General features: G+C 66.2%; 26 protein-coding genes, 1 tRNA gene and 1 pseudogene. 7 read left to right on the forward strand and 21 right to left on the reverse strand.

The window, feature by feature from the left end:
- Positions 1 to 250: 250 nt before the first annotated feature.
- Complete coding sequence (locus ACO2RV_RS11110; protein WP_423292837.1) at positions 251 to 877, forward strand: MarC family protein; 627 nt, start codon at positions 251 to 253, stop codon at positions 875 to 877.
- A 142-nt stretch (positions 878 to 1,019) separates the two neighbouring features.
- Here ACO2RV_RS11110 and ssb read toward each other — a convergent pair whose 3' ends face one another.
- Positions 1,020 to 1,586: a single-stranded DNA-binding protein gene (ssb, locus tag ACO2RV_RS11115; RefSeq protein WP_423292839.1), complete on the reverse strand. Its 567-nt coding sequence runs from the start codon at positions 1,584 to 1,586 to the stop codon at positions 1,020 to 1,022.
- 280 nt (positions 1,587 to 1,866) lie between these two features.
- Between ssb and ACO2RV_RS11120 the strand changes: the two genes are divergently transcribed.
- Positions 1,867 to 2,034, forward strand: coding sequence for a hypothetical protein (locus ACO2RV_RS11120; RefSeq protein WP_423292841.1), 168 nt, complete (start codon positions 1,867 to 1,869; stop codon positions 2,032 to 2,034).
- Between the two features lie 84 nt (positions 2,035 to 2,118).
- Complete coding sequence (uvrA, locus tag ACO2RV_RS11125; protein WP_423292843.1) at positions 2,119 to 5,022, forward strand: excinuclease ABC subunit UvrA; 2,904 nt, start codon at positions 2,119 to 2,121, stop codon at positions 5,020 to 5,022.
- Between the two features lie 36 nt (positions 5,023 to 5,058).
- On the opposite strand, the gene ACO2RV_RS11130 is transcribed toward uvrA, so the two are convergent.
- Positions 5,059 to 6,123, reverse strand: coding sequence for a COX15/CtaA family protein (locus tag ACO2RV_RS11130; RefSeq protein ID WP_423292845.1), 1,065 nt, complete (start codon positions 6,121 to 6,123; stop codon positions 5,059 to 5,061).
- Between the two features lie 214 nt (positions 6,124 to 6,337).
- On the opposite strand from ACO2RV_RS11130, the gene ACO2RV_RS11135 reads away from it, so the two are divergent.
- Positions 6,338 to 6,580, forward strand: coding sequence for a DUF2842 domain-containing protein (locus ACO2RV_RS11135; protein WP_423292847.1), 243 nt, complete (start codon positions 6,338 to 6,340; stop codon positions 6,578 to 6,580).
- 12 nt (positions 6,581 to 6,592) lie between these two features.
- Here ACO2RV_RS11135 and ACO2RV_RS11140 read toward each other — a convergent pair whose 3' ends face one another.
- The 3 genes from ACO2RV_RS11140 to ACO2RV_RS11150 form a co-directional block, all read right to left on the reverse strand.
- Positions 6,593 to 7,996, reverse strand: a complete 1,404-nt coding sequence (locus ACO2RV_RS11140) for a lipopolysaccharide biosynthesis protein (RefSeq protein ID WP_423292849.1) — start codon at positions 7,994 to 7,996, stop codon at positions 6,593 to 6,595.
- Between the two features lie 127 nt (positions 7,997 to 8,123).
- Positions 8,124 to 8,201 (reverse strand) — tRNA-Pro (locus tag ACO2RV_RS11145).
- A gap of 21 nt (positions 8,202 to 8,222) precedes the next feature.
- Positions 8,223 to 8,762, reverse strand: a complete 540-nt coding sequence (locus tag ACO2RV_RS11150; protein WP_423292851.1) for a GNAT family acetyltransferase — start codon at positions 8,760 to 8,762, stop codon at positions 8,223 to 8,225.
- A 117-nt stretch (positions 8,763 to 8,879) separates the two neighbouring features.
- Between ACO2RV_RS11150 and ACO2RV_RS11155 the strand changes: the two genes are divergently transcribed.
- A complete protein-coding gene (locus ACO2RV_RS11155; protein WP_423292853.1) occupies positions 8,880 to 9,530 on the forward strand; it encodes a nitroreductase family protein in 651 nt (216 codons plus the stop codon).
- 382 nt (positions 9,531 to 9,912) lie between these two features.
- Positions 9,913 to 10,251: a septal ring lytic transglycosylase RlpA family protein gene (locus ACO2RV_RS11160; protein WP_423292855.1), complete on the forward strand. Its 339-nt coding sequence runs from the start codon at positions 9,913 to 9,915 to the stop codon at positions 10,249 to 10,251.
- 817 nt (positions 10,252 to 11,068) lie between these two features.
- On the opposite strand, the pseudogene ACO2RV_RS11165 reads toward ACO2RV_RS11160, so the two are convergent.
- From ACO2RV_RS11165 to ACO2RV_RS11190, 6 genes and pseudogenes are all read right to left on the reverse strand, one after another.
- Positions 11,069 to 11,309, reverse strand: a pseudogene (locus ACO2RV_RS11165) (MerR family transcriptional regulator); the annotation flags it as partial.
- A 23-nt stretch (positions 11,310 to 11,332) separates the two neighbouring features.
- Positions 11,333 to 11,644, reverse strand: coding sequence for an integration host factor subunit alpha (locus tag ACO2RV_RS11170; RefSeq protein WP_423292857.1), 312 nt, complete (start codon positions 11,642 to 11,644; stop codon positions 11,333 to 11,335).
- Positions 11,645 to 11,741: 97 nt separating this feature from the next.
- Positions 11,742 to 12,713 (reverse strand): beta-ketoacyl-ACP synthase III, encoded by a 972-nt coding sequence (locus ACO2RV_RS11175; protein ID WP_423292859.1) that lies wholly within the window; start codon positions 12,711 to 12,713, stop codon positions 11,742 to 11,744.
- On the reverse strand, positions 12,710 to 13,789 hold the full coding sequence (plsX, locus tag ACO2RV_RS11180; RefSeq protein WP_423292861.1) for a phosphate acyltransferase PlsX: 1,080 nt from the start codon (positions 13,787 to 13,789) through the stop codon (positions 12,710 to 12,712). The genes ACO2RV_RS11175 and plsX overlap by 4 nt, the downstream gene beginning before the upstream one ends.
- A 121-nt stretch (positions 13,790 to 13,910) precedes the next feature.
- Positions 13,911 to 14,450 (reverse strand): YceD family protein, encoded by a 540-nt coding sequence (locus ACO2RV_RS11185; RefSeq protein WP_423292863.1) that lies wholly within the window; start codon positions 14,448 to 14,450, stop codon positions 13,911 to 13,913.
- Positions 14,447 to 15,010 (reverse strand): ubiquinol-cytochrome C chaperone family protein, encoded by a 564-nt coding sequence (locus ACO2RV_RS11190; protein WP_423292865.1) that lies wholly within the window; start codon positions 15,008 to 15,010, stop codon positions 14,447 to 14,449. The genes ACO2RV_RS11185 and ACO2RV_RS11190 overlap by 4 nt, the downstream gene beginning before the upstream one ends.
- A gap of 192 nt (positions 15,011 to 15,202) precedes the next feature.
- On the opposite strand from ACO2RV_RS11190, the gene ACO2RV_RS11195 reads away from it, so the two are divergent.
- Positions 15,203 to 15,730: an outer membrane protein assembly factor BamE gene (locus ACO2RV_RS11195; protein WP_423292867.1), complete on the forward strand. Its 528-nt coding sequence runs from the start codon at positions 15,203 to 15,205 to the stop codon at positions 15,728 to 15,730.
- Positions 15,731 to 15,784: 54 nt separating this feature from the next.
- On the opposite strand, the gene ACO2RV_RS11200 is transcribed toward ACO2RV_RS11195, so the two are convergent.
- The 10 genes from ACO2RV_RS11200 to ACO2RV_RS11245 form a co-directional block, all read right to left on the reverse strand.
- The gene (locus ACO2RV_RS11200) at positions 15,785 to 17,023 is read right to left on the reverse strand and encodes an NAD(P)/FAD-dependent oxidoreductase (protein ID WP_423292868.1); all 1,239 of its coding nucleotides are present in this window, start codon (positions 17,021 to 17,023) and stop codon (positions 15,785 to 15,787) included.
- Between the two features lie 58 nt (positions 17,024 to 17,081).
- Positions 17,082 to 17,846 (reverse strand): ABC transporter substrate-binding protein, encoded by a 765-nt coding sequence (locus ACO2RV_RS11205; protein WP_423292870.1) that lies wholly within the window; start codon positions 17,844 to 17,846, stop codon positions 17,082 to 17,084.
- A 119-nt stretch (positions 17,847 to 17,965) separates the two neighbouring features.
- Positions 17,966 to 18,961 carry a thiamine-phosphate kinase gene (gene thiL / locus ACO2RV_RS11210; RefSeq protein ID WP_423292872.1) on the reverse strand — a complete coding sequence of 332 codons (996 nt, stop codon included), beginning with the start codon at positions 18,959 to 18,961 and terminating at the stop codon, positions 17,966 to 17,968.
- A gap of 10 nt (positions 18,962 to 18,971) precedes the next feature.
- Positions 18,972 to 19,454, reverse strand: a complete 483-nt coding sequence (nusB, locus tag ACO2RV_RS11215) for a transcription antitermination factor NusB (protein ID WP_423292874.1) — start codon at positions 19,452 to 19,454, stop codon at positions 18,972 to 18,974.
- A 7-nt stretch (positions 19,455 to 19,461) separates the two neighbouring features.
- Positions 19,462 to 19,959 (reverse strand): 6,7-dimethyl-8-ribityllumazine synthase, encoded by a 498-nt coding sequence (gene ribH, locus ACO2RV_RS11220; protein WP_423292876.1) that lies wholly within the window; start codon positions 19,957 to 19,959, stop codon positions 19,462 to 19,464.
- 43 nt (positions 19,960 to 20,002) lie between these two features.
- On the reverse strand, positions 20,003 to 20,593 hold the full coding sequence (locus ACO2RV_RS11225; protein ID WP_423292878.1) for a riboflavin synthase: 591 nt from the start codon (positions 20,591 to 20,593) through the stop codon (positions 20,003 to 20,005).
- On the reverse strand, positions 20,593 to 21,705 hold the full coding sequence (gene ribD / locus ACO2RV_RS11230; protein ID WP_423292880.1) for a bifunctional diaminohydroxyphosphoribosylaminopyrimidine deaminase/5-amino-6-(5-phosphoribosylamino)uracil reductase RibD: 1,113 nt from the start codon (positions 21,703 to 21,705) through the stop codon (positions 20,593 to 20,595). The genes ACO2RV_RS11225 and ribD overlap by 1 nt, the downstream gene beginning before the upstream one ends.
- A gap of 32 nt (positions 21,706 to 21,737) precedes the next feature.
- Complete coding sequence (gene nrdR / locus ACO2RV_RS11235; RefSeq protein ID WP_423292882.1) at positions 21,738 to 22,253, reverse strand: transcriptional regulator NrdR; 516 nt, start codon at positions 22,251 to 22,253, stop codon at positions 21,738 to 21,740.
- A 9-nt stretch (positions 22,254 to 22,262) separates the two neighbouring features.
- Positions 22,263 to 23,570, reverse strand: a complete 1,308-nt coding sequence (glyA, locus tag ACO2RV_RS11240) for a serine hydroxymethyltransferase (protein ID WP_423292883.1) — start codon at positions 23,568 to 23,570, stop codon at positions 22,263 to 22,265.
- A 209-nt stretch (positions 23,571 to 23,779) separates the two neighbouring features.
- Positions 23,780 to 24,925 carry a diguanylate cyclase domain-containing protein gene (locus ACO2RV_RS11245; RefSeq protein ID WP_423292885.1) on the reverse strand — a complete coding sequence of 382 codons (1,146 nt, stop codon included), beginning with the start codon at positions 24,923 to 24,925 and terminating at the stop codon, positions 23,780 to 23,782.
- Positions 24,926 to 24,935 lie beyond the last annotated feature (10 nt).

Here is a 24,935-nt window from a genome sequence, read left to right on the forward strand (position 1 = left end):
CGATTCCGCAGGCAAGCGCCAGCGCGGGCGGCATTTCGGTGACCTTAAAACATATTATAAATCAACACGTTATGCGATTGTTTTGCCGCCTGTGGAGAAACATGGCGGAAGCGTGGCGCAAAGGTACTCCAGCGCCGTCGTTGCGGACCTCCGCACGGCGCGACAGCCGCCACCCGCGAGACCCCGACCGAGCACTTGCGCGCCGGCCCCGCGCATGTGCAGATCATGGGATCGCGGCCAGGATGCACCCATGCTCGACTATGTGTTCTCCGCTGCCGTCACCTTGCTGGTGGTGATCGACCCGATCGCGCTGGCGCCGATCTTCGTGGCGGTGACGAGCGACCTATCGACCAGTGAGCGGCGCCTCGTCGCGCTGCGCTCCTGTGCGATCGCGCTCGCTATCCTGGTGCTGTTCGGGCTGGCCGGTGCGCCGCTGCTCGCCGCGCTCGGCATCACCCTCCCCGCCTTCCGTATCGCCGGCGGGCTGCTGCTGTTCACCATCTCGTTCGAAATGGTGTTCGCCCGCCGCACCGAGCGCAAGTTCGACGCCAGCGAGGCCTCGCTGCGTGAGCAGGCGCTGCGCATGCTGGCGGTATTTCCCCTCGCCATCCCGCTGATGGCGGGGCCCGGCGCCATCACCGCCATGCTGCTGCTGGCCGGCGAAGCCAAGCGCGACCCCGCGCGGCTCGCGGTGCTGTTCGTCATCACCCTGCTGGTGCTGGCGAGCTGCCTCGCCGTCTTCCTCACCGCCGAGCGGGTCAATCGTTGGCTCGGCGTCACCGGCAACGCCATCCTGTCGCGCCTGCTCGGTGTGGTGCTGGCGGCACTTGCCGTGCAGTTCGTGATGGACGGCATCCGCGCCGGCTTCTTGAGCTGATCGGCGACCGAGAGGCCACGTTTGCGTGTGTTGACACGTCCGCAGGCGAGACTACCGCTCTCGCCTGACGGGGCATCCTGGCCCATCAGGCGATGGCGACGTGGATCCCACCCAGGGCGGAATCCCGCGCCGCCGGCGTGGATCAGAATGGAATCTCGTCGTCGAGATCGCCGCCACCGCCGCCGCCGAACTTGCCGCCGCCGACCGAGGCCGGCTTGCGGTCGCTGCCGCCGAAGGAGCGCCCACCGCCCGAGGAGGCGCTGGAACCACCGCCGGAATAGCCGCCGCTCGCACCGAAGTCGCTGCCGCCGGCACCGGTGCCGAAGTCATCGCCGCCGCCTTCCGAACCGCCACTGCGGCTGTCGAGGATAGTCAATTCGCCGCGGAACGGGCGCAGCACGACTTCGGTGAAATAGCGCTCGGGTCCGCCGGACTGGTCACTCGCCTTGCGCGTCTCCAGCTGGCCCTCGATATAAACCTTGCTGCCCTTGCGCAGATATTGCTCGGCCACGCGCAGCAAGTTCTCGTTGAAGATCACGACGCTGTGCCACTCGGTGCGCTCGCGGCGCTCACCGGAGGCCTTGTCGCGCCAGGTCTCGGAGGTGGCGATGCGCAGATTGCAGACCCGTCCGCCGTTCTGGAACGTACGCACTTCCGGATCGCGACCCAGATTGCCGACCAAGATCACCTTGTTGACGCTGCCCGCCATAACATCCTCCGAAATCCGGACGCCCGCCGCGGCGCGCGCTCTATCAAAGATTGCATTCTATCCCACTGGCGCGGTCCCGCGCACCCCGCCGCTTGCTTGTCCACACATTGCCGCCGGCACCAGGGAACCCGCCGCCGTCGCCCAGCGCTTCATTTCCAAATAATGTTCTTGTTATGTTCCTAGCATTGTGGCTAGCTCGGCACAACATACGGATTCGCGCGATTGCGCAGCGCAGGACGAGCACTATGTTATCGACGTGAACAACACAGAGCGTCGTGCCATGAACAACGATCCGCGCAGTCGCCGTCGTGCCCGTGCCATCGCCCTCCAGCTGGAGGACGCCCGCCAGACGATGATCCGTCGGGCCATCCTGGCCGTATCGGCTGGACTGATCGCCGCCGCTGGCCTTGGCGCCATGTGGCACGGCTTTTCGTGGCAGGGTTTCTGAGCTTCGCCGGGACGGGCGGCCGCCCCGCGATGAGAATTGCGGTATAGCCGCCCGTTTGACACTTACCGGCGAAAAGAGCTCGGAATGAAGGACCGCGTGGACCTCCCGCGCCGCGACGCACGTTCGATCACCATACGCGGCGCGCGCGAGCACAATCTCAAGAACGTCGACCTCGAAATCCCGCGCGACAGTCTGGTCGTGTTCACCGGCCTTTCCGGTTCCGGCAAATCATCGCTCGCCTTCGACACCATCTATGCCGAGGGTCAGCGGCGTTATGTCGAGAGCCTGTCGGCCTATGCGCGCCAGTTCCTGGAGATGATGCAGAAGCCGGACGTCGACCAGATCGACGGCCTGTCGCCGGCCATCTCCATCGAGCAGAAGACCACCTCGAAGAATCCGCGCTCCACGGTCGGCACCGTCACCGAGATCTACGATTACATGCGCCTGCTCTGGGCACGCGTCGGCGTGCCCTATTCGCCGGCCACCGGCCTGCCGATCGAGAGCCAGACCATCAGCCAGATGGTCGACCGCACGCTGCTACTGCCGGAGAAGACCCGGCTGTTCCTGCTGGCGCCGGTGGTGCGCGGGCGCAAGGGCGAGTACCGCAAGGAACTGGCTGAGTTCCAGAAGAAGGGCTTCCAGCGCGTCAAGATCGATGGCGAGTTCTATGAGATCGCCGATGCGCCGGCGCTCGACAAGAAGTTCAAGCACGACATCGACGTGGTGGTGGACCGCCTGGTCGTGCGCCCGGACATCGCCAGCCGCCTGGCGGATTCGCTGGAGACCGCGCTCGGCCTTGCCGACGGCATCGCCGTGCTCGAATTCGCCGACGAGAAGGAAGAGAGCGGCGATGCCCGCCGCATCCTGTTCTCGGAAAAATTCGCCTGCCCGGTCTCCGGCTTCACCATTTCCGAGATCGAGCCGCGGCTATTGTCATTCAACAACCCGTTCGGCGCCTGCCCGGTGTGCGACGGGCTGGGCCATGAGAGCAAGATCGACCCGGACCTCGTGGTGCCGGACAAGGCACGTTCGCTCAAGCAGGGCGCCCTCGCTCCCTGGGCGAAGTCATCCTCGCCCTATTACGGCCAGACGCTGGATGCCCTCGCTCGCCATTACGGTTTCAAGCTCTCCGTGCCGTGGGCGGACCTGCCGCAGAAAGCGCAGGACATCATCCTGCACGGCTCGGGCAGCGAGGCCATCCGCTTCGTCTATGACGACGGCATACGCGCCTATGAGACCTCGAAGACCTTCGAGGGCATCATCACCAATCTGGAGCGGCGCTGGCGCGAGACCGAGAGTGACTGGGCGCGCGAGGAGATCGGCAAATATTTCTCCGCCGTGCCCTGCGCCGCCTGTCATGGCTACCGACTGAAGCCCGAGGCGCTGGCGGTGAAGATCGCCGGCCGGCACATCGGCGAGGCTGCCCAGCTCTCCGTGCGCAATGCTCTGGAATGGTTCGGCTCGCTGCCCGGCCAGCTCACGGACAAGCAGAACGAGATCGCGGTGCGGATTCTCAAGGAGATCCGCGAACGCCTCGCCTTCCTGCTCGATGTCGGGTTGGACTATCTCACGCTCGCCCGCGCCTCCGGCACCCTGTCCGGCGGCGAGAGCCAGCGCATCCGCCTTGCCTCGCAGATCGGCTCGGGCCTGACCGGCGTGCTCTATGTGCTGGACGAGCCCTCCATCGGCCTGCACCAGCGCGACAATGAGCGCCTGCTCGGCACGCTGCGGCGGCTGCGCGATCTCGGCAATACGGTAATCGTGGTCGAGCATGACGAGGACGCCATTCTCGCGGCGGATTATGTGGTCGATGTCGGACCGGGCGCCGGCGTGCATGGCGGACGCATCGTCGCCCAGGGCACGCCGAAGGAAATCCTCGCCAACCCGAACTCGCTGACGGGAAAATATCTCACCGGCGAACTCACCGTCCCTGTGCCCAAGCGCCGCAAACCGGATCGCAAGCGCATGCTGCGCGTGGTCAATGCCCGCGCCAACAATCTGAAGAACGTCACGGCGGAAATCCCGCTCGGTCTGTTCACCGCCGTCACCGGCGTGTCGGGCGGCGGCAAGTCCACCCTGCTGGTCGACACGCTCTACAAGGCCGTCGCGCGCCGGCTGAACGGCGCCTCCGAGCCGCCGCTGGCGCATGACGGGCTGGAGGGTCTGGAGCACCTCGACAAGGTCATCGACATCGACCAGTCGCCGATCGGCCGCACGCCGCGCTCGAATCCCGCGACCTATACCGGCGCCTTCACGCCGATCCGCGAATGGTTTTCCGGCCTGCCGGAAGCCAAGGCGCGCGGCTATGGGCCGGGCCGCTTCTCCTTCAACGTGAAGGGCGGGCGCTGCGAGGCCTGCCAGGGCGACGGCGTCATCAAGATCGAGATGCACTTCCTGCCCGACGTCTACGTCACCTGCGATGTCTGCAAGGGCAAGCGCTACAATCGCGAGACGCTGGATGTCACCTTCAAGAACAAATCCATCGCCGACGTGCTCGACATGACGGTCGAGGAAGGTGCGGAGTTCTTCAAGGCGGTGCCGGCAGTGCGCGAGAAGCTGGAGACGCTGTCGCGCGTCGGTCTCGACTACATCAAGGTCGGTCAGCAGGCGAACACGCTCTCTGGCGGCGAGGCGCAGCGCGTAAAGCTCTCCAAGGAGCTGTCGCGCCGGGCGACCGGGCGCACGCTCTACATCCTCGACGAGCCGACCACCGGCCTGCATTTCGCCGATGTCGCCAAGCTGCTCGAAGTGCTGCACGAACTGGTCGAGCAGGGCAACACGGTGGTGGTGATCGAGCACAATCTCGAGGTCATCAAGACTGCGGACTGGGTGATCGATCTCGGTCCGGAAGGCGGCGACGGCGGCGGCGAGATCGTCGCGGCCGGCCCGCCGGAGGTGGTCGCCAAGGCCGAGCGCAGCCACACCGGCCGCTTCCTTGCCGAGGTGCTGGCCCGCCGCCCTCTCAAGCCGCGCAGCGCGGCGGAATAGGCTCCGCCCCCATTGAAGGGGGGGGCGGAGCGGGGTTCAAGCCTCCTGACGCAGCCGCACCAGATGTACCGTTACCGCGATCAAGACGAGCGTGGCGCCGAATTGATGCGCCAGCGCGATGTCGATCGGCACCTGGTGCACCAGCGTCATGATCCCTAGCGAGGCCTGCGCCGAGACCAGCGCCAGGATAAGCAGGGCTCGCCGGCTGACCGCGCCACGCAGCCGCCGTGCGCTCAGCCAGTGCCCCAGTGCGAAGGCCAGCAGCACATAGGCGCCGAGCCGGTGGTTGAACTGGACGGTGAGAACATTCTCGAAGAAATTCCGCCAAACCGGCTGCTGCACAAGCAAATCCGCCACTGGCGGCACAAGGTGCCCGTCCATCAGCGGCCAGGTCGTGTAGGTCAGCCCGGCATCGAGGCCGGCCACCAGCCCCCCGAGGAAAATCTGGATCAACACGAGGGCAAAGAGCAGGCGGGCGTGGCCGCGCAGCCATTGCGGTGCCGCCCGCCGATCCTGCGTCGGCTTCAGCGTCACGGCGACCGCCACGGTCGCGGCGAGGATGATGCAAGCCAGCGTAAGATGTGTCGCCAGCCGGTACTGGCTGACATCGACCCGGTTCACCAGCCCCGAGGCGACCATCCACCAGCCGACCGCGCCCTGCAACCCGCCCAGGGCAAACAATCCCGCCAGTTTCCAGCCGAGCGGCCGGTCGATCAGGCCGCGCCAGAGGAAGAACAGGAAGGGCAGCAGGAAGACGAAGCCGATCAGCCGTCCCAGCAGCCGGTGGCCCCATTCCCACCAGAAGATGTGCTTGAACTCGCCGAGGCTCATCCCCCGGTTGATCTGCTGGTATTGCGGAATCTGGCGGTACTTCTCGAATTCCACCTGCCAAGCCTGCTCGCTCAGCGGCGGCAATGTGCCGGTCACCGGCTTCCATTCGGTGATGGAGAGGCCGGATTCGGTCAGGCGCGTGGCGCCGCCCACCACCACCATGAGCACGATCATCGCGGCCACCACATAGAGCCACAGCCGCACCGGCCGGAGGTGGTCGGCGGTGTGGGCAATGCCGTCGTCCGGCAGGGCAAGTCGATCGAGGGCCATGAATGCGTTTCCCAGAGGCGCCCGTCACGGGCGTCCGTTGTGACGGTATCCCTAGCCCCCCAGCGGCCGGAAACGCCGCAGCCTCGGGCACCGTGCGCCGGTCGGCTTCCGTGCCGGCGCGGCGAGCGATATAGAGGCCGGGCGCCGGGTGCAACGAGACTCTTTGTCCCGTGACCGGATAGCACCGCCCCGCGACATCTGTCGGAGTTCGCCCGTGAAGAGTTCCCGCCCCGGCCTGTCCCCGCGCCTGCGCAAGTTCATCGGCACGGTCGCGATGTTCGTGCTGGTCATCTGCTGGGCGCTCGGCGCCATGGCGCTGGCGCAGGGGCGTGTCACCACCCTGCCCGCGACCTGGCAGTTCTTCGCCTATGTGGTGCTGGGCGTGGGCTGGATCCTGCCGGCGGGCGTGCTGATCCGATGGATGCAGAAATACGACCGCAAGCCGGAAAACCTCTGAATTGCGGGTCGGTCAGGCCGCGCGGGGAAGCGCGGCATCCGGCGGGGCCAGCGTCACCATGGCGATGTCGCTGAAGCCTGCCGCCGCCAGTTCGTCGAACGCCTCGACTGCATCGGTGGCCGGCATGCCGGGTTGCGTCACCAGAATAAGTGTCGGCTTGAGACTGGCCAGCCGTTCCGCCCCCTCGGCACCGCCGAGCGGTGGCGCCGCGACCACGACATGGTCGTAGGTCTGCTCCAGCGCGCTGAGGATGAGCGTCAGCCGATCCGTGGCGATGAGCCCATTCGCGTCGCGCGCGCCGCGCCCGGGCGGTATGACATGGCAGCGCGAGGCGGCTTCACGGTGAATGGCGTCGGAGAAGCTTGCGACGCCGAACAGCAGATCGGTGAGGCCCGGCGCGCGAGGATCTGCGGTCAGTTCCTCCAGGAGTGGCGACAGCATATCGAGACAGACGATCACCACGCGCCGCTCGACCGAAGCAAGCGAACGGCCGAGTGACAGCGCACAGCGCGCAATTCCCTCGTCGGATGTGGGCCCCGTCACCACGACCAGCCGTGCCGCATCGCCCCTCAGCTCGATCAACCGCGACAAGTCAGCGAGTTCGGCATCGCTCGCTACTCGCCGGCGCGGCGCAGGAGCGGCCTCCTCGTCACTGACGATGTCGTTACTGGCACCGCCGATCCACGGAAGATGCTGCGTCGGCTCGTTGGACGCCAGTTGCGGCACCGCCGGCGTCGCCGAGGCTTCCGGCTCACTATTGCGCCGGCGCCGGGCGAATGCCTGCAGCGCCAGCACCAGCCCGAAAGCGGCGGCGGCGGCGGCTAGGCCGATCACCCGGGGGGATGGCGCCAGCGGCGCCTCGGCAGGCACCGCCCGCATGGCCGGTCGCGCGGCCATCGCGATCGGGCCGGCAGGGTCCATGTTGAAAGCGCCTTTCTCCTGCCTCAGCCGCAGGTAGCTGTCGGCGAAGGCGTTGGCGATATCGGCGGAGAGCTTCGGGTCGGGGGCAATGAAACTGATCGCGGTCTGCCCATCGCGGCGCTCCGTTACCGTCAACCCCTTCTCGACGGCCCGCAGGGTCTGCGAATCGACCGAGCCCGGCGCCGCAGCCGGCAAGCCGAACAGCGACGCGAAGCGTCCGCTGGCATCGGGTCGGGGCGACAGCAGGCGAGCGCCCAGGTCCCGGCCCTCCAACACCTGTCGGGCAAACTCGCGCGAGGAGATGATCTGCGACCGGCTGCTCATCGCCCCGGCCCCGCGCCCCTCGGCGAGCAGGAGGGCCTCGGCTGCGTAACGCGGCGGGGCCATCTGGAGAGCGACACCACTGGCGAGAAGCGCGGCGAAGGCGGGAAGCAGCAGGTTGCGCCGCATATAGGGGCCGCTTCGGACCAGCAGCGCGCGTGCCCGTTGGCGCACCGATGCCGTTTCAGTCCCGACGACCGAAGAAACCTCTACCGCTATGTTGCTCTCGTGCACCATGGCGCCATTAGGCGCTCAATGTGGTTTCCACGGCGTTAAAGCGGCAATTTGCGAAGGCTCGAAATGGTCGGAGCGAGAGGATTTGAACCTCCGACCCCTAGTCCCCCAGACTAGTGCGCTAACCGGACTGCGCTACGCTCCGACGCCGTGAGGCGTCGCTTGTCTAGCCATTTGCGCCGCGCGACGCAAGCCGCTGCTTTAGGCTCTTTTCCGGCAATCCACTTTCTTGTTCGCCTTCCGGCTCCGGGCCGATCTCTTTCTCTGTCGACGCGCTCAGGCGCTGGAACAGGCCGAGCACGACCAGCGTGAGGCACGCCGCCGCAACCAGAATCGCTGGATAGGCCACATGGGCGGCGTCTTCGCGCGCGGTCTCGAACACCAGCACCAGTGCTTCAAGGAACAATGCGATGATGATGGTGGAGACGAACTTGGTCAGCCCACGCCGCGTGTCGGCAGCTGTGCGTTTCTCGCGGCCGGCGGGAACCTCCTCCTCGAAGAAATATTTGGCCACATCGAAAAGCGCGATGGCGACGATGAGATAGCCGACGATTTCAAGGAGCGCCTGATGCAGCGGCATGCCCTCACCCAACCCCTTGGTCAGCACGACATAGGGCGCGTAGACGAGAAGCACGGCGGCGACGGCCATAATCGCACAGGCGGCGACGGCGAAGACGAGGCGGATGACAAAGCTCATGCGGGGCACCCGGTGGAAAACGACCGGGAGGTAACTAGGTCGCGCCGTGCGCCCGACAAGAGAGCGAGGCCGCCGCATGTTGCGTGGCTTCGAACTATAGTTACGGTCCCGTCGTGGAGAGATGTGATGACCCAGCATTCTAACGGCCACCACACGCACGGTGCCGCCCTCGAGCCCGGTGGGGTGTCGGTAAGGATCATCCCGCCATTGCAGGAGATGCTGGCTCGACTGGAGACACGCCGGTCCGCGCCGTTACGCGGCCTCGTCGAGCCGGGGCCGAACCGGGAAGAACTTGATTGCCTGCTGCGCCTTGCCACGCGCGTGCCCGACCACGGCAGGCTCGTGCCTTGGCGCTTCGTCGTCATCGAGGGCGAGGCGCGCGGCGCCTTAGGCGAGCGACTGGACGCACTCTACGCACTACAGAATCCGAGCCTGCCGGATTCCAAGGCGGATATGTGGACGCTCTACATGCGCCGCGCGCCACTGACCATCGTGCTGGTCAGCCGTCCCGATCCCGCCGCCAAGGTGCCGGAATGGAATCAGGTTCTCTCCGTGGGCGCCGCAGGGATGGCGCTCACCGCGGCGGCAGCGGCGCTCGGCTTCGCTACGCAGTGGCTGCTGAAATGGCCCGGCCGCGATCCGGATGCCGCGGCGCTACTGGGCGTGACGGCGGGCGAGAGGGTTGCCGGGTTCATTCATATCGGTCGACCGGATCGCATCAACGAGGACCGGCCGCGCCCAGCGCTTGAAAACGTCGTCAGCCACTGGAGGCCGTAGAGGCCCTGCAGTCGACGTCCTTCGATGGCGGACGACGCGCCCCTGAGCCCGCCACGGCGTGCCCGCCGGCATCAGCCCCTGACATTCCCCAATGGCTTCCAGGGTCGATGATGAAAAATCAGTCCGGGCATGGGTATAGACGTAAAAATGTGAGTATTGTTGACATTTCATCTTGCAGTGTAGGTGGCCGAGCTGCATCCTGACAGAGGCGTATGTCTTATGAATTATAACATGCGGCACACGTCGAATCCCCATTCTAGCCATTGAACCGTGATCCCCTCGCCACATTTCCTTTCCATCCAGATTCGCAGGATGCAACAGGAGAAGGACAGAGGTATTGACGGCTTGGGGATCGGGACGGATTGCCACCGCGGCTCTCGCGATGGGGATCATCTTCGCCGCCGGCGGCAAACCTGCGCTAGCTGAACAGAAGAAGAGTTTCGCGACGACCGGAATGGCGTCGTATTATGGTTATGGCGGCCGCACCGCGAACGGCGAACGACATAATGCGCAGGCCATGACGGCTGCTCATCGTACCCTGCCCTTTGGCACCAGGGTGCGTGTTACCAACGCGTCGAACGGTCGCTCGATCGTGTTGCGCGTGAATGATCGCGGCCCGTTCGTGCGCGGTCGCATCATCGATGTATCGACCGCCGCCGCCGACAGCCTCGGCTTTCGCAAGCGCGGTGTGGCAAAGGTCGAGATCGCCGTCGTCGATTGACACGGCTCAAGGAGTACGGCCCGGCACGACTGGGCCGTCCCCTCCAATCTCTGCACCGACTATTCGCGCGCGGCGTCGAGAAGGCGCCGGCACTCCTGCAACTCGTACAGGGTCGCCTGCAGGCGCTGGACGTCGTTCGGTGAAATCTGGGCGCGTGACCCCGCCGGCGGCAGCGGTTCCGTCACGCGGGCTCCCGGCTCCTCGACAGGACGCAGCACGACCGGGCGAGCGGGCGGGGGCACGTCCGGACCGCGCGAACGCGGCGGCTCCGACACCGGCTCGTCCTCATACCCCTCATATTCCTCGTCCGGCTCCGGTTCCGGCGTCACCGCACGGAACGGGAAATTCGGACGGGGCTCGGCGGGGCGGAGCGGCACGGGTGGTACATCCACACGCCGGCTTTCCGCAGGCGCCACGTCGGGTTCACGGCGACGGGCAGGCTCCCCTCGCGGGAGTTCACCGCGCGAGGGCTCATTGCGTGCCGGTCGCGATTGTGGTGCGAGATCCGGCAAGAGCGGCAACTCCATGAAGCCGGGCTCGCTGTCGGCTGGCCGGCGCAGCTTGGGATTGGTGGCCGCCCGACGCGCCTGAGCGGGCTCCTCGGCCGCGTCACGCTGGCGCGACGGCAGAAGATTCAGGAGACCACTGAGCGGTCCTGAACGCGGGACGGCCTCCGTCTCCCGGCCGCTTCCGGGATGCCCGGCATCGACCGGCTCGCGCGCGGGGCGACGGCCGGCGGGACGTTCGGCCTCGTCGAATTCGGCAGCGCCAAACTCCTCGGCTTCAACATCGCGCCAGATGGCCTGCACATAGCGCGGCCCCTCATCCTTGAGGATGCGCTGCACGCCTCGGATCGTGTAGCCCTCGGAATAGAGCAAATGCCGGATGCCGCGGAGCAACTCGACATCGTCCGGCCGGTAGTAACGCCGTCCACCGCCCCGTTTGAGCGGGCGGATCTGCGGGAACCGCGTCTCCCAGAACCGCAGCACGTGCTGCGGCAGGTCGAGATCTTCGGCGACCTCACTGATCGTGCGGAAGGCGTCGGGACCCTTCTCCACGCTCGGCTACTCCTCGCGACGGCTCACGCCTCGGAGGCGTCCGCGTCGCCGTTGATCTGCTGCTTCAGAATATTGGACGGCTTGAACACCATCACCCGCCGCGGTGCGATAGGCACCTCTTCGCCGGTCTTCGGATTGCGGCCGACACGCTCGCCCTTCTGACGCACCAGGAAGGAGCCGAAGGAAGAGAGCTTTACCGTTTCCCCGCGCGCGACGCAGTCGGCGATCTCCGACAGGACGGTTTCCACCAGCGCGGCCGATTCGGTTCGCGACAGGCCGACACGCTGGTAGACCGCCTCGCAAAGATCCGCACGCGTTATGGTGCGCCCCGCCATTGCCCGCCTCCTGCTCTGTCACTTTTTCTGTTTCAAGCCGCAAGCCTAGGCGCCCCGACCGGCCGCGGTCAACGGCGCATCGCTGCAATCGAATGCCCTACCAGCGGATGAGCGCCGATCCCCATGTGAAGCCACCGCCCATGGCCTCCAGGAGCACCAGATCACCGCGCTTGATCCGCCCATCCGTCCGTGCCGAGGCCAGCGCCAGCGGGATGGACGCGGCCGACGTATTTCCGTGCCCGTCGACCGTGATCACCACCTTCTCCGGTGCAATGCCGAGCTTGACCGCGCTGGCGTCGATGATGCGGCGATTGGCCTGATGCGGCACGAACCAGTCGATCGTCTCGGCGGTCTCGCCCGTGGCCTTGAAGGCGTCCTCGATGACGTCGGTGATCATCCCGACGGCATAGCGGAAGACCTCGCGGCCCTCCATGCGCAGATAACCCACGCTCCGGGTGGAGGAAACGCCGCCGTCGACATAGAGCTTGTTCTTGTGGCGCCCGTCGGAGCGCAGATGCGTGGTCAGTACCCCGCGCCTGTCCTCGCCGTCTTCGACAGCCTCCAGGACAAGGGCTCCGGCGCCGTCGCCGAAAAGCACGCAGGTGGTGCGATCGGACCAGTCGAGAATGCGCGAGAAGGTCTCGGCGCCGATGACCAGCGCACGCTTGAACGAGCCGGACTTCAGGAAATTGTCAGCGGTGGCGAGCGCGAAGACGAAGCCGGAGCACACCGCCTGAAGATCGAAGGCCGCCCCGTGCGTGATGCCGAGGGCCGCCTGCACGCTCACCGCCGTCGCCGGGAAGGTGTTGTCGGGCGTCGAGGTCGCTACCACGATCAGGTCGATATCGCCGGGCTCCAGGCCCGCATCGGCAAGAGCCGCCTTGGCCGCCTTCACCGCGAGATCGGACGTCACCTCGTCGTCGGCGGCGATGTGGCGCTCGCGGATGCCTGTCCGCTGGACGATCCATTCGTCCGAAGTGTCGACCATCAGGGCGAGATCGGCATTGGTCAGGGTGCGAGCTGGCAGATAGGCGCCGACGCCGCGCACCACGGAACGGATAGCACTCACGATGAAACCTGCATTTCGTCCGTAACGGGAACCGCCCGGCCGACGCCAGCGCCGACTTGCGGACGGTTGTTCATGCCCGCGGCAATGCGCGAGAGCAGTTGATAGCGCACCATGTCGTAGCCGATATCCACCGCCGAGGCGAAGCCTTCGGCGTCGGTACCGCCATGGCTCTTGATCACCACGCCATTGAGGCCGAGGAAGACGCCACCGTTCGACTTGCGCGGGTCGAGCTTCTCGCGCAGCGCACGGAATGCGCCGCGAGCGAGGACGTAGCCGATCTTGGCCATGAAACTGCGATTGATGGCAGCCCTGAGATAGTCCGCCACCTGCTTGGCGGTGCCCTCGGCGGTCTTGAGCGCGATGTTGCCGGAGAACCCCTCGGTGACGACCACGTCGACCGTGCCACGGCCGATGTCGTCGCCTTCGACGAAGCCGTGATAGGCGAGCCCCGGATGGGACGCCTCGCGCAGCGCCGTCGCGGCGTCCTTGACCTCCTCGACGCCCTTGATCTCCTCGACGCCGATATTGAGCAGGCCAACCGTCGGCTGTTCGATGTCGAATACGATACGTGCCATCGCCGCGCCCATCACCGCCATATCGACGAGGTGCTGGGCGCTGGCTCCGATCGACGCGCCGACGTCGAGCACGACGCTCTCGCCGCGCATGGTCGGCCACAGGCAGGCGATCGCCGGGCGATCGATTCCCGCCATGGTCTTGAGGTTGACCTTGGCCATGGCCATCAGCGCGCCGGTATTGCCCGCCGAGACCGCGCAGTCGGCGTCGCCGAGGCGCACCGCGTCGATGGCCCGCCACATGGAGGAGACGCGACGCCCACGCCGCAGTGCCTGACTTGGCTTGTCGTCCATGCGCACGACCACATCGGTGTGAACGATGCGGCTTGCGGCGGCGAGCCGTGGATGACGCGCCAGAATCTCCCGGATACGCGCCTCGTCGCCGAACAGGACATACTGGATGTCCGGATGGCGAATGAGGGCGATCTCGGCTCCCGGCAGAACGATGTCCGGCCCATGGTCGCCGCCCATGACGTCGAGCGCTATGCGGACGGTCGAAGACATCTAGTGGTGCGGTCTCTCACTCGGGAGCGCGGTCCGAAACGGGCCGCCAGGGCGCAGAGGGCATGCCCCAGATACGCGGTGATGACAATAGCGTCGTGTGCTTTCGCCGAAAATGCCGCGCCTAGTTACCACCCTTGTCGCTATCCCCGCGCAGCTTCGCGAGCCCGGCAAAGGGCGATGCCTCGCTATCCGGCAGTTCCTCGACGCCCTTGAACGCTACACCAGGCTTACGCGGATAAGGATCAAGGCCGAGGGCAAGGAACTCCGCCACTACCGCGCCGACATCGACCGTACCGTCAATGAGCGGATCGGGCAGATCGAGCTCGCTCACATCGATCTCGGCACCCGGACGGATTTCCGGCAACTCGGCGCCCGGCACGAAATGCATGTCGATGTCCTCGGACACCGGCGCGTCGAAGTCCTCCAGCGAGACGACGCAGTTCTGCGTCACCACGGCGTCGACATGCCCTTCGACGCGAACACTTCCTCCGCTTCCCGGCACAAGTTTAACGGTGGCCGTCAGCGCGGGAATGCCGGGAATGCCGAAATCGGCCGCCAGCGCGGCGCGCGTCGCCGCATCGGGGGCCAGTTTTACGGTCGTGCCGGTGTCGGGCAGGCTCGCCACCAGCACTGGGTGGCTCAGGGGCAGCACATCACTCATGGTGCGACGCTCTCCTCAAATGTGGAATCTTTCGCCGGCGGCAGGGGGAATTCTCCCCTGGCGAATGTTTCGAATGGAACCGCCTTCAGCGCCGAGACGGCGCTACGGATATAGGTCGCAAGGGCCTGCGCTTCCACGGCACGGCCCGGATTGGACCCATAGACGTTGCGCAACACAGCCTCGGTAAGCTCGCTGTCGTCCAGTACGGAGAGGGCCGCATCGTAGCTGCCAACGCGCCCATAAAACGCTTCGGCGACACGTTTCATCTTCTTCGGCACGGAGAGGTCTCCCACACCCATCTCCCGAAGGTTGGCATCCATGTCGATGCAGAACGCATCGAAGACGCGCTGGCCGAGCTGGCGCCGCTCGTCGCCCTCCTCTTTCAGCCGATGAAACAGCAGAAAGGCATGCAGGATGATCATCTCGAAGCGTCCCTCGATCGTATCGGACACTTCATAGCTCGTATAGAATACCGGATCGCGCGACTGCGCCACGATCGCGCCATAGAGACGCTGAATGGTCTCGCGGTCGTCGTTGCGGCGGAAGAAACGCAGAATCATGGCCGACTCCCTGCGTCGTGGCCGCCCCGTCGGGTACTGGCGTCGTAGAGCTTTGGCATTGCCTGCGGGGTAGCGCGGGTGGCTCCGGCTGGCAACCCCTGTGGGAGACCGGCGTCGGCGAAAGGTTGCTGCGAGCCGTTGCCTGTGCTTTTTGCGCGGGAAGCTGCGACCGGCGGTGATGGAGATGAGTGGATGGCATTGACGCGCATATCGCACCGGGTGGCCGGCGCCCTCAGGCCGGGGCCTGTCGTTGTGGCCCTCGCTGCGCTGGGACTTGGCGCCTGCGCGCCCGGCGATTTGAGTATGCCCACTTCGTCCATGGGCCTTGCGCGCACGCCGACGACCTTCGTCAGCGAACAACAGCGCGGCTATGTCGCCACGCCCGGCGCGCTCGAGCAGATACCGGTCGGCTCCAGCCAGGAGCAGGTCCTCTTGGTGCTCGGCACGCCGTCGACCGTCGCGACCGTCGATGGCGAGGTGTTTTACTACATCTCGCAGAAGGCCAAGAAGGTCATGTTCCTGCGGCCGGAGATCGTCGACCAGCGGGTGCTCGCCGTGTATTTCGACCCGAAGGACAAGCGGGTCACGCGCATCGCCGATTACGGCCTGAAGGACGGCAAGGTGTTCGACTTCGTATCACGCACCACGCCCACGGGCGGCGCGGAACTGTCCATCCTCGGCCAGTTCTTCCAGAATCACACCTTCGCGCCGACGCTTTAGGCTATACCCCACCCGGAAATGCGAAGAGGCGCCCTTGGGCGCCTCTTGTCGTTTTCAGAACCGGGTGGCCGCGAAGGGGGCCGGGTCGACGACCGGCGTTCGTCCATCCATCATGTCCGCCAGCAGGCGTCCCGTGATCGGACCGAGCGTGAAGCCGAGATGCTGGTGGCCGATGGCGAGCCACAGCCCCTTCTGTCCCGGCGCCGGGCCGATGACCGGCAGCATGTCCGGAAAGGCCGGCCGGCTGCCCATCCACGGTTCCGGCTCCGCCCGATCGCCGAGCGGGAACAGTTCGCGCGCCAAAATCTCGGTAGCTGTCAGCTGAACCGGCGTCTTCGGTGCGTCGCGGCGGGCAAACTCGACGCCTGTTGTCAGGCGGATGCCGCCGAGCATGGGCGTGATGACATAACCCCCCTCCTCGTCCAGCACGGGCCGGGAGAGTCCGGCATTGCCCTCGGTGCGGTAATGCATGTGGTAGCCACGCTTGACCTGCAGCGGCAGCCTGACCCCGAAGGGTCGCAGCACGTCCATCGCCCAGGGCCCAAGTGCGACGACCGCCTCGGGGGCCTCGAAACTGCCCTCCTCGGTCGCGACCGACCAGCCCGAGCCGAGCCGGGCCAGCGTAAGGGCGTCGCCGCGCATGAGACGTCCACCACTGCGAGCGAAATGGGCAGCGTAGGCTTGCGTGACGCCTCCCGGGCTGGACACCGAATGAGGATCCGACCACATGGCCGCACCGGTGAAGACAGGCCGCAGGAATGGTTCAAGCTCCAGAGCGTCATCAACGCTGATCTCGCTGGCGGTGAGGCCATATCGGCGTGCCAGCGGAAACTCCTCGCGCTCCTGCGCAAGGCCGTCCGCCGTCCGGTAGAGCTTCAGCCAGCCGCCCTCGCGGAAAAAGTGCTCGGCGTCGCTGGCGGCGGCGAGGCGCTGATGCTCCGTGACCGTGTGCACCAGCAGCGTATCCATGATCCGTGCGTAATCGAGGATGCGCGCTGGTGCGGAGGCGCGCCAGTAGTCGAATAGCCAGGGCGCGAGGCCGGGCAGCGCGTTCCAGTGATAATTGGCGCCCGGATTACGGCCCAGCGCGACGTCGAGCAGCGCCTTCAGGCTGCGCGGAAAGGCGGTGGGATAGATGGAGGCGCGCTCGACGAGGCCCGCATTGCCATAAGAGGTCTCTTCGCCAGGGCCGCGTCGGTCGACCAGAACGACGGAGCGGCCGCGTTCGAGCAGGTTGAGCGCGATCGAGGTGCCGACGATGCCGGCACCGAGCACGATCGTATCAATTTTCATGGAAGGGGCGTCCTACTGGCGATGCGGCGTCCCCTGACGGGACGCCGCGCCACCAGGCTCAGTTGATCGGGAAGGGGAAATATTTGGCGTTGATCTTCTGGAAGGTGCCGTCGGCCTGGATTTCCTTGATGGCCTTGTTCAGCATCTCGCGCAGTTCGTTGTCCTCCTTGCGCACCGCGATGCCGGTGCCGTCCGGATTCATGTCCGCGAGGTCCGCGCCGACGAACTTGCAGCACTTGCCGGCGTCGGTCTTCTCCAGCCATTCGTAGAGCACGAACTTGTCGGCCAGAACCGCGTCGAGGCGGCCGGCGGCGAGGTCGGCATTGGCCTCGTCCTGCGTGGGGTAGAGCTTGATGTCCGAGCCCTTGTACTTGTCTTCGAGATAGGTCGCGCCCGTGGTCGAGGATTGCGCGCCGATCACCTTGCCCTTCAGGGCTTCCGGCGTGAATTCGGTGAGCTTGGTATCCTTCGGCGCGATGAAGTTGCCGGGCGTGAGGTAGTAGGGGACCGTGAAGGCCACCTTCTCCTTGCGCTCGTTGGTGATCGACATGGAGGCGACGATGGCGTCGTACTTCTTGGCCAGAAGGGCGGGAATGATGCCATCCCAGTCCTGCGCGACGAAGGTGCATTCGACCTTCATTTTCTCGCAGAGAGCATTTGCGATATCGATGTCGAAGCCGACCAGCTTTCCCGTGGAATCGACCGAGTTGAAGGGGGGATAGGCGCCCTCAGTGCCGATCCGCACCTTCTTGATTTCCGCATGGGCGGCGCCGGCGGCGATGGACATTGCGGCAGCGGCGGCCAGTATCCTGACAATTTTCATATTGCACTTCCCGATGACGAGTGCCTTGTCGGCACTTCGCTTGCGAGGCTAGGTCGGGAACAGCCCGCAGGCAATCCGCGCTACGACTAACATTTCGGCGGACGCAGCAGGGAACGCCGTCAGAAGTGGCTGAAGCTGCTGCGCGCGAAGGTCATGGCGGCACCGTTGGCGTCATGCACCACGAGGCCCGCACCGGCATGTGTCCGGCCGATCGCCGTCGCCCCGATGCCCGTCGCGGTCGCGGAAGCATTGAAAGCGTCGAGATGGCTATCCGCCATCACTGCGAGAATCTCGTAGTCGTCGCCGCCGGTGAGCGCGGTCTCCAGCAATGCGGGCTCCGCGGCGATGGCGGCGCGGGCCGCGGTGCTCAGAGGTACGCGGCCCGCCTCGATCTCCCCCGCAACGCCGGAAGCCGCTAGCAATTTGGCGAGGTCGCCGACCAGGCCGTCGGAAATGTCCATGGCGGCACCGGCATGGGAGCGCAGGGCACCCGCCAGCGCCAGACGCGGGCGCGGATGGAGATAGCGATCGGCCAGAAAGCTCCGTTGCCCCTCGCTCAACGCGCGGAAGCCGGGCCGTTCGGGATGCAACCGCAGTTCCAGCCCAAGTGCCGCATCGCCGATCGTCCCGGTGACGACGATCGACTGCCCGGCTCCGGCCGTCGTGCGCTGGACCATGCGGCCGACGGGAACCGAGCCGAGGGCCGTGAGCGACACAGTGAACGGTCCCGGCGTGCGTACGGTGTCGCCGCCCAGCAGCGGTGCTCCGAACAGGAGGGCATCATCACCAATGCCGCCAGCAAAGGCTTCCAGCGCCTCGATGGACATATCCTTGGGAATGGCGATGGCGAGCAGGACGCCGAGCGGCTCCGCACCCTTGGCCGCCAGGTCCGACAAATTGACGCGCATCGCCTTGCGGGCGATTGAGGCCGGCGGGTCATCAGCGAAGAAGTGCACGCCGGCGACCAGTGCATCCTTGGTCAGCACCATTCGATGGCCGGAGGGCAAATCAAGAAAAGCGGCATCATCCCTGAGGCCAAGAGCGCCCGGATGGCGGGCGATGGGCTCGAACAGCCGGGCGATCAGTCTGTCCTCTCCCGACCCATCCGCCGTCATTGCATCATCCTCAACTGGTGAATTCAGTGGGACGCTGCTCGCGGGCGATGCCGTCCAGCACCGCATTCACCATGCCGGTTTCCTCGCGGTCGAGGAAGGCGGCGGCGACATTCACATATTCGGCCACGACCACGCGGGCGGGAACATCCGGCCGCCCTGAGAGCTCATAGGCACCCGCGCGCAATACGGCGCGCAACACCGCCTCGATGCGCTTCAGCGGCCAGCCATTGACCAGCGCGGCGTCGAGGATCGGGTCGATCACGCGCTGTTCACGCACCACGCCGCCGACAATATCGCGGAACAGGTTGACGTCGGCGCTCGCGATCTCGTCGCCCTCGATCTCGTGACCGATCCAGTGGCTTTCGAACTGGGCGAGGATTTCGGGCAGCGGGGTTGCCGCCACGTCCATCTGGTAAAGCGCCTGAACGGCATTGAGCCGGGCGGCACTCTTGCGCAGCGGCTTATGGTTCACGGCTTTCGGAATAACGCTCATGGTTGCCTCACGCCGCGCCGACGCGGCGCTTCAGGCGCAGCAGGGTCAGAGCCGCCTCGACGGCGCCGCCGCCCTTGTTGCCCTCGGTGACGCATGCGCGCACCCAAGCCTGTTCGTCATTCTCGACGGTGAGAATGCCGTTGCCCAGCGGCAGTTTGCGGGTAACGGCGAGGTCCATCAGCGCACGGGAGGATTCCCCGGCGACGATCTCGAAATGATAGGTCTCGCCGCGCACGACGCAGCCGAGCGCCACTGCCGCGTCATAGGGAGTGCCGGCAGCCGCCGCGGCGTCAACCGCAATTGCGATGGCCGTGGGGATCTCCAGTGCACCGGGCATGGAGATGACATCGGCGCTCGCGCCGGCGGCAGCGACGGCCTGCCGGGCGCCCGTCAGCAACTCGTCGGCGATATCGTCATAGAAGCGCGCTTCGACGATCAGCACGCGCGCGCCATCGAGCGGCGTGGCGTCGGCCTCGGATGCGCGCGGCGGGCGGGGGCTCGCCATGGAGAAACCTCATGAAACTGGTTGAGCCGACGACGTACAGGCCTCAGCGGAACTCCGCAAGCCGCGCGGCATAGCGAGCCATCATGTCGACTTCGATATTGACAGCGTCGCCCGGCTGGACGTCGCCCCAGGTGGTATTCGCCAGCGTGTGCGGAATGAGCAGGCAGGAGAAGCGCACGCCGTCCACCTCGTTCACCGTGAGCGAGGTGCCATCGAGTGTTACCGAGCCCTTCACGGCGATGAAGGGCGCCAGCGCCGCCGGTGCCTCGAACACGAAACGGGTCGTCTCGCCGATGTCCTCGCGCGACACGACGGTAGCGACGCCGTCGACATGGCCCTGCACGATATGGCCACCGAGTTCGTCGCCGATCTTCAGCGCGCGTTCGAGGTTCAGCCGCCGGCCGACGATCCAATCGCGCGCGCTGGTGACAGCGAGGGTTTCCGGCGCGGCCTCGACCTCGAAGGCATCTGGCCGGGTGGCCACCACGGTCAGGCAGACGCCCGAACAGGCGATGGAGGCGCCAAGGTCGATGGTGGCGGTATTGTAAACGGTGGCGATGGTCAGGCGCCGCACATCATTGCGCGGCTCTACCTTCCGGATGGTGCCGATATCGGTGACGATCCCGGTGAACATTAGCGACGCCTCATGATGCGCAGGCGATCCCTGCCCTGCCATTCGATTTCCGTGTCGCTCAGATAGGTATCAAGAGCCGAAAGCGGCAGCCCCTCCAGCGCATCGAGCGCCTCGTCGCCCAGACGCAGCGGAGCCTCGAAGATGTCGGCCTCGTCCACCAGATCGTGCTTCAGGAAGGCAGCAGCGACGCGCGGCCCGGCCTCGACCATCAATCGGGTGATGCCGCGCAACGCTAGCAGCTTGACCGCAGCATCGAGGTCGAGCACACCGTCGGCCTTGCGCCGCACCCGCATCACCTCGGCACCGAGCGCGACGATCAGCCCCTCGCGCTCGCTGGGGGCGTCCTCCGCCGCGAGGATCCACAGCGGTGCCGTTGAAACGCTGCGGGCGAGCGCGCTCGTTGCCGGCAGGCGCAGATTACTGTCGAGCACGACACGCACGGGAGAGCGATCCAGCATGCCAGGCAGCCGGCAGGTGAGCTGCGGATCGTCGGCCAGCACGGTACCGATGCCAGTCAGCACCGCGTCATAGGTCGCGCGCAGCATGTGGACGCGCCCGCGCGCCACCTCGCCGGTGATGGCGACAGGCCGGCGCCCCGCGAGGCCGACCTTGCCGTCGGCGGAAACCGCCAGCTTCAGCATGATGTGCGGCCGGCCCTCGGTCACGCGGCGTATGTGCCCCGCATGGGCGAGCCGCGCCTCCCCCGCACCGGCGCCGACGGAGACCTCGATGCCGGCCTCGCGCAAGATGGAGAAGCCCCTCCCCGCCACGCGGAAGTCCGGATCCTCGATCGCCGCGACCACCCGCCCGATGCCCGCGCTGCGCACGGCGTCGACGCAGGGCGGCGTGCGCCCGTGGTGCGAGCAGGGTTCCAGCGTCACGTAGAGCGTCGCGCCGCGCGCCGCCTCCCCCGCCTGCGCCAGCGCCTGCGGCTCGGCATGAGGCCGCCCGCCGCGCGCGGTCCAGCCGCGGCCGAGAACGATCGGCCCCGAAGGCGTCTGGCGCACGATGAGCGCGCCAACCGCCGGATTGGGCCAGGTCTGGCCGAGTTCCCGCTGTCCGACGCTGAGCGCGGCGGCCATGAGGGTTTCGTCCTGTTTTCTTTCAGTCATTGGCAATGTGCTGCGTGACCGGATCGGTCGCGTCAGTCCTCGCTCGGCACGCGCCGGCGCGTGGCCGCGAGTTCGTCGGTCTCTGCGTCCTCGTCCGGTCGCGGCTCCAGTTCGCCCAGCACCGCCTCGAAATCCTTGGCCTCGCGGAAATTGCGGTACACCGAGGCGAAGCGGACATAGGCGATGTCGTCGAGCTGCTTGAGGCTTTCCATGACGCGTTCGCCGATCATCTCCGAGGAGATTTCGCTCTCGCCCATGCTCTCCAGCCGCCGGACGAGGCCGGAAACGAGGCGCTCGATCCGTTCGGGATCGACCGGGCGCTTGCGCAGCGCCACCTCGATGGAGCGGGCGAGCTTGTCGCGGTCGAACGCCACGCGGCGGCCCGAGCGCTTGACGACGGTCAGCTCGCGTAACTGCACGCGCTCGAAGGTGGTGAAGCGGCCGCCGCAATCGGGGCAAATGCGGCGGCGGCGAATGGCGGCGCTGTCCTCGGTGGGACGGGAGTCCTTCACCTGGGTTTCGAGACCCCCGCAATAGGGACAGCGCATTTCCGCTCCTCAGCTGTAGATCGGGAAGCGGGCGAGCAGGCCCGACACCTTCTCACGAACGGCGGCTTCGACGAGGCTATCCTCGTCCGTCGCCTTCTGCGAGAGCACATCCAGCACTTCCGCGATCATATCGCCGATCTGCTGGAATTCGGCGACGCCGAAGCCCCGCGTGGTGCCCGCCGGAGTGCCGAGGCGGATGCCCGAGGTCACGAACGGCTTCTCCGGATCGAACGGGATGCCGTTCTTATTGGTGGTGATGTGGGCGCGTCCGAGCGCGATCTCCGACACCTTGCCGGTGAGCTTCTTCGGCCGCAGATCGACCAGCATCAGATGCGTGTCGGTGCCGCCGGAGACGATCTCAAAGCCATGGCCCTTGAGGTTTTCCGCAAGCGCCTTAGCATTTTTGACGACGTTCTTCGCGTAGACCTTGAACTCCGGCTGCAGCGCTTCGCCGAAGGCCACGGCCTTGGCTGCGATGACGTGCATCAGCGGGCCACCCTGGATGCCGGGGAAGATGGCGGAGTTGAACTTCTTCGCCAGTTCCTCGTCATTGGTCAGGATCATGCCGCCGCGCGGGCCGCGCAGGGTCTTATGAGTGGTGGTGGTGGTCACATGCGCATGCGGCACCGGATTGGGGTGCACGCCGCCAGCAACGAGGCCGGCGAAATGGGCCATGTCGACCATCAGATAGGCACCGACCGAATCGGCGATGGCGCGCATCTTCGCGAAGTCGATGTGGCGCGGATAGGCCGAGCCGCCGGCGATGATGACCTTCGGCTTATGCTCATCGGCGAGCTTGGAGACCTCTTCATAATCGATGCGCTGGTCGTCGCGGCGCACGCTGTACGGCACCGGCTTGAACCACTTGCCCGACAGGCTGACCGGCGCGCCATGCGTCAGATGCCCGCCGGCGGCGAGGTTGAGGCCGAGGAAGGTGTCGCCGGGCTGCATCAGCGCGAAGAACACCGCCGTGTTCGCCTGCGCGCCCGAATGCGGTTGCACATTGGCGAAGCCGGCACCGAACAGCTTCTTGGCGCGGTCGATGGCGAGCTGCTCGGCCACGTCCACGAACTGGCAGCCGCCATAATAGCGCCGACCCGGATAGCCTTCAGCGTACTTGTTGGTCAGCACCGAACCCTGCGCTTCTAGCACGGCCCGCGAGACGATGTTCTCGGAGGCGATCAGCTCGATCTCGTCGCGCTGGCGACCAAGCTCGGCATTAATCGCGCCCGCGAGTTCCGGATCGGTCTCGGCGAGCGGAGCGGAGAAGAATCGGCTGATGGTGTTCGCGGAAGAAGCATGAGCTTCGGACGACATATTCCGGCCTCCCTGGCACGGGCGGTGGCGACGCCTCTTGGGCCGACCTCGTGTCGGCCCTGAGAAATCAAGGCGGGTCGCTTAGCACAGCACCCTCGACCTTTCAAAGCACGCCTGCCGCAATGCCGCCTTGCATTGACGCGGCATTGCGGCAGAGCGAGGCGACAGGGCGTACAATGTCCTGCGGCAACTCGGTCCACGACACGGCATCACCCCTCCACCCGGTCTCTTCCTTGGCGCTTGGCGCGATAGAGCTTCTCATCGGCGCGCTCCATCACCTCGTCGAGCGACTCGCCGGGACCGAACTCGGCGACTCCGAAGCTCGCCGTGACAGAGCCTCCATCGAACCATTCGACGGAGAGCCCGGCGATGAGGCCACGGAGCCGTTCGGCGATCCCACTTGCGGCGTCTAATCCCAGGCCCGGCAGCAGGATGACGAACTCCTCGCCGCCGATGCGGGCGGCGCAGTCCTCACGCCTCGATTCGGCACCGATCAACCGGCCGACCTCTCGGATGACGGCATCGCCGACGCTATGGCCATGGTTGTCATTGATGGCCTTGAAGTGGTCGATGTCGCAGAATACGACGCTGGCCGGCGCGCCGCGCCGGGTCTCCAGACGCCGCTCGGCTTCCTCCGTAAAGCCGCGCCTATTGAGCAGCGGCGTCAGGCTGTCCCGGTTCCGCTCGCCACGCAGGTCGTCGATGATGTCGAGCGCGATGGCGAGCAGGAAGGTGAGGCAAAGCAGCAGCGCCAGGATGACCAGCGCGAAGCTGAGCACCGAATAGAACAGGGAGCGGCCGAAATTCTCCGGCGTGATCATGCCCGCCGGCATATCGACCAGCATCGTCATCACTGTGCGCGGCACGAAATGCAGCCCGGTCAGCAGCACGACGCAGAACAGCACCCGGTCGATGGGCTTCCACACCGGTGCCGCGAGTAGACGCAGCGCGGCGAAGCACAGCATCGCCCCCGCCCCGAGATTCTGCACATAGATGCGAGTGGAGAGGCTATCGTCAACGTAGAAGAAATAGGCGACCAGCGACAGGATGATCGCCGAGATACCGACGAGCCAGCGGCGGTTCCCGACAACCCCGACGCGCGTCAGCATGGCCTCGACGAACAGGCTGAGGGCGAGCTGGTACAGCACCGCCGACGTCATCGTGTTCAGGCCGATCCGCGGCATGGCCGGGATGGCGATCTGCGCCGTGACCGCGAGCGCATAGGACGCTGACGCACCGGCCATCATGAGGACGTAGGGCCGATTCCGCTGATTGAGCCACACCACAACGAACACCGTCGCGAAGACGAGGCCGATGGCGGGGTTCAGCAGCATGAAAAGGCGCAGGGGCGTCACGGGCCGGAGG

This window comes from Ancylobacter sp. VNQ12, from assembly GCF_049445835.1.
In the GTDB taxonomy this organism is placed as follows: domain Bacteria; phylum Pseudomonadota; class Alphaproteobacteria; order Rhizobiales; family Xanthobacteraceae; genus Ancylobacter.